7 protein-coding genes are annotated in these 9,440 nt (G+C 44.9%); 2 read left to right on the top strand and 5 right to left on the bottom strand.

Annotated features, from left to right (window positions below; genetic code table 11):
* The first annotated feature begins 82 nt into the window (after positions 1-82).
* Entirely contained in the window at positions 83-1,147 is a 1,065-nt protein-coding gene (locus AM228_RS02835; RefSeq protein WP_054464582.1) for a M28 family peptidase, read from the top strand.
* Between the two features lie 86 nt (positions 1,148-1,233).
* Here AM228_RS02835 and AM228_RS02830 read toward each other — a convergent pair whose 3' ends face one another.
* The gene (locus AM228_RS02830) at positions 1,234-3,069 is read right to left on the bottom strand and encodes a fatty acyl-AMP ligase (protein ID WP_054464581.1); all 1,836 of its coding nucleotides are present in this window, start codon (positions 3,067-3,069) and stop codon (positions 1,234-1,236) included.
* 300 nt (positions 3,070-3,369) lie between these two features.
* On the opposite strand from AM228_RS02830, the gene AM228_RS02825 reads away from it, so the two are divergent.
* Entirely contained in the window at positions 3,370-3,882 is a 513-nt protein-coding gene (locus AM228_RS02825) for a sterol desaturase family protein (RefSeq protein WP_054464580.1), read from the top strand.
* 328 nt (positions 3,883-4,210) lie between these two features.
* On the opposite strand, the gene AM228_RS02820 is transcribed toward AM228_RS02825, so the two are convergent.
* The 4 genes from AM228_RS02820 to alaS all read right to left on the bottom strand — a co-directional run bounded on the left by AM228_RS02820 (position 4,211) and on the right by alaS (position 9,033).
* Positions 4,211-4,957, bottom strand: coding sequence for a hypothetical protein (locus AM228_RS02820; RefSeq protein ID WP_054464579.1), 747 nt, complete (start codon positions 4,955-4,957; stop codon positions 4,211-4,213).
* A gap of 12 nt (positions 4,958-4,969) precedes the next feature.
* On the bottom strand, positions 4,970-5,428 hold the full coding sequence (locus AM228_RS02815; RefSeq protein WP_054464578.1) for a hypothetical protein: 459 nt from the start codon (positions 5,426-5,428) through the stop codon (positions 4,970-4,972).
* On the bottom strand, positions 5,425-6,183 hold the full coding sequence (locus AM228_RS02810; RefSeq protein ID WP_054464577.1) for a TIGR04255 family protein: 759 nt from the start codon (positions 6,181-6,183) through the stop codon (positions 5,425-5,427). Before AM228_RS02810 ends, AM228_RS02815 begins: the two co-directional genes overlap by 4 nt.
* Before the next feature lie 216 nt (positions 6,184-6,399).
* Positions 6,400-9,033, bottom strand: coding sequence for an alanine--tRNA ligase (gene alaS, locus AM228_RS02805; RefSeq protein WP_054464576.1), 2,634 nt, complete (start codon positions 9,031-9,033; stop codon positions 6,400-6,402).
* Positions 9,034-9,440: the final 407 nt, after the last annotated feature.

Here is a 9,440-nt window from a genome sequence, read left to right as displayed (position 1 = left end):
CCCCACACCCCACACCCCACACCCTACACCCTACACCCTAAAACAGAATAGCGAATAGCTTCATCATCAAGGAATCGTGCTAATGTCTAAAAGAAAAATAACAATTAAATTGCTGACGAAATCAGCCCTAATCCGTTTAACAGTTTTGCTCAGTTTGATCGGCATTTTATCTATTTGGGGGTGGTCAATGGTTATTTTTATGCCAGGAAAAAGTTATGCCGGTGAATTGCCGCCGCTAACCCCAGCCGAACAATTACTAAAAAAAGAATTACTCCAAGATATCCAAACACTTGCCGGGGAAATTGGCGAACATAACTATGCTTTTCCCAAGCAGTTAGCAGCCAGCGAACAATTTTTATCTCGTTCGTTAAGCGAAGCTGGCTATCAAGTCAATCGGCAAACTTATCGGGTCGATGGCCAAGAATTCCACAATTTAGAAGTGGAAATTAAAGGCAGCAAAAAGCCCGATGAAATTGTGGTAATTGGGGCGCACTATGATTCAGTGGTGGGCAGTCCAGGAGCGAATGATAACGGCAGTGGGGCGGCGGCAGTCTTGGCTTTAGCGCGGGCTTTTGCGGTCGAAAAACCCGATAGCGCATCCGCGCCGCTTCCCGATCGCACTTTGCGATTTGTCGAGTTTGTGAATGAAGAACCGCCATTTTTTTGGACGGAAAATATGGGCAGTTTGGTTTATGCCAAAGGCTGTTATGAACGCCAGGAAAATATTGTGGCGATGCTAAGTTTAGAAACAATGGGTTATTACTCTGATGCACCGGGCAGCCAACAATATCCTCTGGGTTTATTGGATACGATTTATCCGATTACGGGCAATTTTATTGCGTTTATTGGCAATATTTCATCCGGGAATTTGGTGCGTGAAGTAGTGGGAAATTTTCGCAGTCATACCCAGTTCCCTTCCGAAGGGACTGCCCTTCCGAGTAACGTTCCTGGGGCTGGTTGGTCAGACCATTGGGCTTTTTGGCAAATGGGTTATCCCGCATTGATGGTGACAGATACGGCACCGTTTCGTTATCCTCACTATCACACGATGGAAGATACCCCAGATAAAGTGGATGGCGATCGCCTAGCGCGGGTAGTGGCAGGAATTGAACGAGTGATTCACCACCTAGTTTCGCTAAGTCAGTGATATTTAAGAAATAGACCTGTTGCTTTCATGCCGTAGAGATCCCCCCAACCCCCCTGAAAAAGGGGGGCTTTTCGCCCCAACCCCTGTTAACCTCCCGTACTGGAGAGCACGTCAAGAATATCCCCTTGCTCATCTTTGGGCAGTTGCCACTGGGCAACTACATTCAGGGTGCCTTCGAGAAACTGTTGCTTGGTCAAATAGCGCTGAATTTTGCCACTGGAAGTTTTGGGCAGACTGGCAGTTTTTAACAGCGCGATCGCATATACTTCTGCCACATATTCAGCGGCGATCGCCTGTCGGATCGCCGTAACAATTTCCTCGACTGGCAACTGACGCAGAAAAGTCCGTTCCACCTCATAAGCAATGACCAACCTTTCCTCTCCGTCCGCTTCCACGGAAAACGCCGCCCCACAACCGGGACGCAAAGAGGGATGACAAGCTTCGACCGTCGCTTCAATATTTTGGGGATATTGGTTGCGACCCCAAATAATCATCATTTCCTTAAAGCGACCGGCTACAAAAAGTTCACCATTATGGAGATGTCCTAAATCTCCAGTCCGTAAAAATGGCCCTTCTCCGCTATCTGCCAAATAAGCATTAAAAGTTTTTTCCGTTTCTTCCGGGCGGTTCCAATAACCCATGCCGACCCCTGACCCAGACACCCAAATTTCTCCCACCTGGTCTGGGGGACATTCGGTCAAAGTTTCCGTGTCAACAATCAAAATTTTCTGATCTAACCAAGCATGACCGCAACTGACGATCGCCCTTGACCCTGGAGCATCTTTTGCCACTGGGACAATGCGATTTTCTTCCAACCCGGCGCCGTCTAAATAGCGAATGGTCGGCGGGGCAGTTTTCTCACCCCCAGACACTAATAAGGTGGTTTCTGCCATGCCATAACAGGGGTAAAAAGCCTCTGGGCGAAAGCCGCAAGGGGCAAACTTTTGGGCAAATTTTTCTAAGGTTTCTGCCCGCACGGGTTCGGCCCCAGAAAAAGCCACTTCCCAATGACTCAGGTCAAGGGTGGCCAGTTGTTTGTCTGTAACCCTCCTTAAACAAAGGTCATAAGCAAAATTTGGGCCGCCACTGGTGGTGGCTTGATAGCGAGAAACCGCTTGTAACCATAAAAAAGGTTTTTGTAAAAAGGTCATGGGGGACATGAGGACGACGGGAAAACCGCCGTAAAGGGGCTGGATGACGCCGCCAATGAGTCCCATGTCATGGTAAAGGGGCAGCCAAATCACTCCCGCGCTGCGGCGACTATGCCCAAATCCGCGATAAATCATCTCCGAGTTGTAGAGCATATTTTTGTGCGTCACCATTACCCCTTTGGGGTTGCCGGTGGAGCCGGAAGTGTACTGGAGAAAGACTAACGATTCTGGGGTGAGATCCGGTTTGACCCACTTTGAGGCGCGATCGCGAAGCGGCGCGGAGGCGCGTTCGCTGGTAATTTGATCCGTCAGTACCTTGCTGCAATTGGCTAATTCGGGATATTCTCCTAATTGTTTTTTGGCTAGGTTGAATAGCGCGGCGGTGGTGAGGATAAAACGCGCTTCAGAAGACGATACCCGCGACTGAAAACCCGCTAAAGACTGGTTGGGTCTGGGGGGATAGGTGGTGACGGCGATCGTTCCCGCATAGACACAACCAAAGAAAGCGACGATAAATTCCAAAGTATCGGAGAAAGAGTAAATCAGTAACGCTCGCTCACCAGTGGCACCCAAGCTCTGAAGTTCAGCAGCGATCGCCCGGGCCATAGTATCCAACTGCTGATAAGTCAGACTGCCGGATTCCCTTTCGCCGTCGCCCAAAAATCGATAGACGACTTCATCGGGTTGATTTAAAGCCCTTTCTTGTACCAGGTCTAGTAACGTGGCAGATTGATTGGCAAATTTGGCAAATTCTGAACTGGTCTCTAACATGATTAAATTGCAGCCGGTGATAGTGGATGATTCATTTTCTGAGTTATTGTATCTGATGCAATGCTAAATTGTTCTGACTGAGTAAAAACAAAGCAAAACCGTCTCCCGATTGACAAATAACTGACAAATAACTGAAAATTACTGTCAATAAGTCCCGGTCAATATTCAGGGTTGAAGGGAAGCGAAATTGCTCCGCAACGCTATGGCGATCGCGGCGGGTGAATCGCGAGATAATTTTTGCTATAGTGAGGGAAAAATCTCTGGGTTTCCCTTAGAGAATAGAGTCCAAGAGGAGTGAGTATGTCTGTAAATTCTCTAACAATTGATTTAGCAGTTGATGCCGCCATTTTTGTCACTTGTTTTATTTTTGGTAGCTTTGTGGAGTATTGGGCGCATCGATTAATGCATAAGTACCCGAAAACTTTTGCTTTTCATACTAACCATCATAAAAACAATGAAGGTCAAGGAGTGCTGGGTGAGTTTCGCGATTATTTCAAGGGGGGAGTTATTCTGTTATTACCCCTATTCTTATATTCTTGGTCAGTGGGACTGAGTTGGTTTCTGGGAGGGCTCACTTATGGGATTTTTGCCGCTTATGCCCATCAATTGCAACATGAAAATCCTACCAAATGTTTTTGGATGAAAATGCCCGTCCACTATGTCCATCACAAGTACAATCAATGGAAATATAATTTTGGTTTAGGGGTTGATTGGTGGGATATAATGTTTGGCACTTATAAAGAAGTAGAATGGTTGACAGAAAAAGAACTTAGTCAACCAGAACGGGGAATCTTTCAAGTGCGTTGGTGGTAGTTGATAATTCAGAAACCGGGTTTTTTTCGCATTTCACAGTTAAATTTAATTTACACCACAGAAACCCGGTTTCTTTTATTGGGGGCAAGAAAGCGCGATCGCTGGGAACTTAGAAACCGGGTTTCTTTTTGGCATTCCACAGTAGGGGGCGAGAAAGCGAATCGCCCCTACATTTACATAACAGAAACCCGGTTTCTTTTCTTAAGTAACAGACTTCCTGTAGGGTGGGCAAAATTTTGCCAAACCTACTACTTTAATCTATTTTTTTATTCACTTCTGGACTGAAGGCAGCGACTAAAGAAAAATCGATTAATTATTCTCAGATTTTCTAACTGTCCGTTGACAATGCAAGTTCATTCTTTAAATGCAATAATATGCGTTTTTTCGATGCATCATCCATTCCTTGTAACTTTTTGATGACTTCTGCTTCAGTTTTATCAGGCTTAGAACTTAAAAATGGTGGTATATCTGTTGGTAGACCCACGCGCATAAAGTATCTAGCAAATGCTTGGGCAAGTTGTTCCCTGTATGGTGGAAGTAGTCGGATACGTTGTTCTGTTTCTGTGACTAATTTGCGAACAAAAGGCAGTGGTAGTGAATAGACGTGGCGAAAATCGACCACTCTAACTTCTCGATAAAAATCAGGCAAAGCACATTCACCAAGAACATGAAACCCAGGAAGATTACCCCGTCGTGCATCTTCCATGCCTACATTTGAAGCCAAATAGCCTTCTGTGAGTTCCGAACGTTTCCACACAGCACAAAGGAGTATATCTGTTAGTTTTTCTCGACCTTTTACCATGTCGCATGACTGGGACATGACAATAACGTCTTGCTCCCTCCACTCTCCTTTTGCCGTTATTTTAAGTTGATCTTTTGTCAGATCAGCTAAGTCTGCTGGCAACTGAAAAACAGGGCAATCTTCCAGGATATCGCCCTGTTTGATTTCTTCTTCCCCGATCGCAAGCTGATACCAGGGATAGCGATCGGTTAGTCCTAAAATTAGCTCCCATTTTTCAGAATCACTGAGTTGAGATAGCAATTCTTTTAGTTGCTGGCGGTTATCAGAGTCCATGCTCGTTTTTCCTCATTCATCCCAAGGATCGACAACAGGAATTGGTTTACTACGACCGCCATATTCAAATTCTAATTCTATGGTGGAAGTTGGCTTGAGGGGAGGATTTTCTAAGTAGAAATCCCAATCCAGAATATCTTCTTCTTCAGAAATTACCGCAGGCGACGCTTGGCGATCGACAGGTGAAATTAAAGATTTCTTTAAATCTTGTTGCTGAGGTAATGCCCTGGTTCGTGAAATTGATACATCGTCAGGAAAAGTTATCCTGAAACTTCCTGGAGTAGCTTCTGTCCCCTTTAACCATCCAGAATTTACGGATAGTTTTAATATTTCCGCGCCACTTTCTGACAAATTATTATAGGCAGAATAAGCCACATCGGGCGATCTTTTCCGAAAAGATGCTAAACCAGTGTGTTTAGGTTTTTTATAGCTGGTTTGCTGCGCGTAAGGTTTGGGAATTACAAGGGTCATAATTTTATATTTCCTTCTTTTAATCGCTGATAGTATTCTGGATTTAAAGAGGCGATAAAAGCCTCGGACAAATGGTGATGAGCTTCATCTAACCATTTTTGAATTTCAGTAATATTTTTTAACCCATCAACTTCTTGAGAATCAAAATCAAGATCCAGAATTATAGCAAATTCACCTTCCTGAGTCTCGGTAATCCCTGTCTGGTGAATCAGCACTGCTTTTAATGACTCATAAGCCAGGTCATAGCGTTGATGAAAAGAAGAAAGAGAGCGATCTAGAACTCCGGTTAAATTAGGCTTCAACGTAATAAATTGACTGAGATCAAATCCTTCTGGGGAAATCGGAATTTGATTAATGTAACGCAGTCCAATCCCTGATAAATTAAAATTTTCACATAAATTGATATATTCAGAAAAAATTTTCCCAATTAAATCACGAAAATTCTCCCAAAGGGGATATGGTGGTAAATGATTAACCACTAAAATATTCGGACTTACTTGAACTAACGCTGTTTCGTCTGGTCGCTTCAGTTGAATTCTTTGAGGAACGTTTATAATTTGTGGTGAACTCTCACTATTATCTGCTTCTTCTTGTATTTGAAAAAGAAATTGATTAACTTGAGATCGCTCACTAAACTCTTTCCCGATCCGCTCATAGAGACGACCAGGTAGCGTCCAGTCCCAAGCACTAGAGGGAGCAAACCTGAACTCACAAAGAACTTCAATTAATGGCGATGCCTTGAGGGGCTGACCCATAGCTAATTCCTTTTTAAGAGTTTAATTCGATCGCGGTATTTACGAAAACACAATATGAGCAAATCCGCTCACAATTTCTATCTACACTAGGAGTGTTGAATATCTATATACTGATTCTAATACTATTTTATCATCAAAATTCAGAAATAATCCAAAAAATTTACCCAAAAAAAGTGGGCTAATGCCCACCTTCAATAAAAATAGTCTGCAACTAGGTTATTTCAACCCAGCAACTAACTGATTTTTCGCCGTTTCTAAGGCTTCAGATAACTTACTGGCATCTCGTCCCCCCGCTTGGGCAAGGTTGGGACGACCGCCCCCACCACCACCGCAAAGTTTGGCTATGCCGCCGATAAATTTACCCGCTTGTAAGCCTTTTTTATTCACTTCTGGACTGAAGGCTGCGACTAAAGAAACTTTGTCTGGACTGGATACAGAAGCGAGGAATACCGCACTATTACCGAGTTTATTTTGTAGCCGTTCCGCCGCTGTTTTCAGGGCATCAGGATCGACTCCTTCTCCTAAATTGGCGACCAATATTTTGAACTCACCCACGGTTTCCGCTTGGGCAATTAGTTGGTCAGATTTGGCGATCGCTAATTCCGCTTTTACCCCATCTAATTGTTTTTGGGTGGCTTTTAATTCTGACTGTAACCCGGTAATGCGATCGCAGATTTCTTCGGGCTTCACTTTAAAGCGATCGCTTAAATCCCGCACCACACGATCGCGCACATTGAGATATTCTAAAACTGCGGGACCTGCCACCGCTTCAATGCGCCGGACACCTGAAGCAATGCCCGTTTCTGCTACTATTTTAAATAGGCCAATTTCGGCAGTATTATTCACATGAGTACCGCCGCAAAGTTCCATCGAAACCCCAGGAACATCTATTACTCGTACTTCCGCCCCATATTTTTCCCCAAACATGGCTACAGCCCCGCGTGCTTTGGCTTCCGCAATGGGCATTACGTCCACCTGAGTATCGTGGGCTTCGGCAATCCAAGTATTGATTAAATCTTCAATTTGTTGCAATTCATCAGCGGTAATAGGGCGGGGACAATTAAAGTCAAATCGCAGGCGATCGAATGCCACTAAAGACCCCGCTTGAGAAATAGAATCATCGACAATTTTCTTCAAAGCTGCTTGCAACAAATGGGTGGCGGTATGATTAGCTTGCGCCCGACGCCGACAAGCGCGATCGATTTGCGCGGTGACGGTTTCTCCTACTTTTAATATGCCCCGTTCGACTTTGCCAAAATGCACGAACATGGCGGATTCTTTTTGCACATCTTCAATGCGAATGACCAAATCATCGCCGGTTAAATAGCCGCGATCGCCGATTTGTCCCCCTGACTCCGCATAGAAAGGAGTTTGATCTAAAATTACCTGAACTTCTGCACCGGCAGAGGCAGAATCAACGGGTTTACCTGCTACTAATAAAGCCTCAATTTTGGCGATTGATTTGGGTTCGGTATAACCTAAGAATTCCGTGGCATGAATATGTTCTGCCAACTGATCTAAACTGCCTTGAACGGTGAGGTCAATGGTTTCATGGGCATCTTGCGATCGCTTCCGTTGTTCCTCCATTTCCGCTTCAAAACCGGCAATATCAACGGTTAAACCTTGTTCTTCCGCAATTTCTTGGGTCAGTTCTAAGGGGAAACCGAATGTATCGTAGAGAGTAAACGCATCTTTACCGGAAATTTGTTGCGGCTGTTTGGCCAGAATTTCTCCTAATAGTTTTTCGCCCCGTTCTAAGGTTTCCAAGAAGCGAGACTCTTCCCGTTGTAATTCCGCTTTAATTTGGGTTTCCCGTTCCCGCACATTGGCATAAACTGCCTCGGAAAGAGCGATCGCAGTTTCGGCGACTTGGGTAGTAAATTCCCCAGCAATACCAATCAACCGACCATGACGCACCACCCGACGAATTAACCGCCGTAAAATATAACCCCGACCAATATTAGACGCGGTAATACCATCGGCAATTAGGTGAACTACTGACCGCACATGATCGCCAATCACCTTTAAGGATGTTTTGGTTTTTTCGTCACTTTGGGCGTAATCAATTCCCGCAATATTTGCCGCTGTTTGAATAATCGGAAAAATCAGGTCAGTTTCATAATTATTTGGCACTTGTTGGAGAATTTGGGCCATTCGTTCCAAACCCATCCCCGTGTCAATATTCTTATTTTTTAACGGAGTGAGGTTGCCGTCACTATCCCGGTTATATTCCATAAACACTAAATTATAGAATTCGATAAACCGGGTATCGTCTTCTAAGTCAATATTTTCGTCGCCCCGTTCCGGGTGAAAATCATAATAAATTTCCGAACAAGGGCCACAAGGACCGGTCGGACCCGACGCCCAAAAGTTATCGGCTTCTCCCATTCGCATAATCCGATGGGCAGGAATACCGATTTGATCGCGCCAAATCGCAAAAGCTTCGTCATCTTCTCGGAAAACACTGACCACTAAGCGTTCTGGGGGCAAGCCAAAAACTTCCGTGGAAATTTGCCAACCCCAGGCGATCGCTTCTTTTTTGAAATAGTCCCCAAAGCTGAAATTACCCAGCATTTCAAAAAAGGTATGGTGTCTAGCGGTACGTCCGACATTTTCAATATCGTTAGTTCGCACGCACTTTTGGGAAGTGGTAGCGCGGGGAAAGTCGCGATCGCGCTGTCCCAGGAAAATGGGTTTAAACGGCAACATCCCGGCGATCGTTAACAAGACCGTGGGATCTTCGGGCACCAGGGAAGCACTCGGCAATATTTGATGGCCGTTTTGGGCATAAAAATCGAGGAATTTTTGCCGGATATCGCTACCAGAGAGGAATTTAAGCTGAGAAGACATAAGGATTTCGTGACTAATTGCAGTCGTTATAGTAATTTCCCGATCAATTTTATCGGTTTATGGGTAGCTACTGACCTTTTGCGGTGGGGAAGACGAGGTGCCATTGCTGGAAATGGGGCGATCGGACATTTTGCACCATTTGAAATCCGCCCAAAAACCGCCGGGGAATGAATTCCCCGTCTCATAGCGCAAGTCGGTTAAAACCGACTCTCTATATCAGGCGATCGGACTGTAGGGGCGAAGCATTCCGGCCCTAAATTTATGGTTTAAAACGATAACCTATATACGGTCATGCAACGTCGCCCTGTACGGGGGAGGGCGAAGCATTCCGGTAATAAATTTATGCTTTTCACCGACAAATATCTGCCGGAATGCTTCGCCCCTACAATCCCTTAATCTGCCATTAA

This window comes from Planktothricoides sp. SR001 (assembly GCF_001276715.1).
Taxonomy (GTDB): domain Bacteria; phylum Cyanobacteriota; class Cyanobacteriia; order Cyanobacteriales; family Laspinemataceae; genus Planktothricoides; species Planktothricoides raciborskii.
The sequence above is the reverse complement of the archived record's forward strand: the minus strand, read 5'-3'. Positions and strand labels throughout refer to the sequence as shown.